The sequence below is a fragment of the Brevibacillus sp. SIMBA_040 genome, from assembly GCF_046535075.1.
In the GTDB taxonomy this organism is placed as follows: Bacteria; Bacillota; Bacilli; order Brevibacillales; family Brevibacillaceae; genus Brevibacillus.
Genome location: NZ_JAWRXI010000264.1, coordinates 1 through 259, shown reverse-complemented (window position 1 = coordinate 259; position 259 = coordinate 1). Strand labels below are relative to the sequence as shown.

Sequence of the window (259 nt, the reverse complement as noted above, 5' to 3'; positions counted from 1 at the left end):
CCAGACCCCCAGGGTTAATAATGCGGGTACTAAAAAAAGACATTGTCGCCAGACGGCTATTTCTCTTTTTTCTGGTGCACTATCGTCCGCCCACACTCGCCCCGAGAAAAATAGCATTAATGCGCCCAGCGCCAGCATAAAAATGTTGAGCAGAAGGTAAATTGTTGGCGTGATAAAGATATTACAAACTTCAATAATACCGGCAAGTCCGACACCCAGCATGGCAATAACCGCCGCCAAAAACTGCGCCAGAATGGGG

Annotated in this window: 1 pseudogene; it reads right to left on the bottom strand. The window is 47.9% G+C overall.

Features of this window, described 5'->3' with window-relative positions:
* Positions 1 to 259 (bottom strand): annotated as a pseudogene (locus tag SB752_RS32780) (hypothetical protein); the annotation flags it as partial.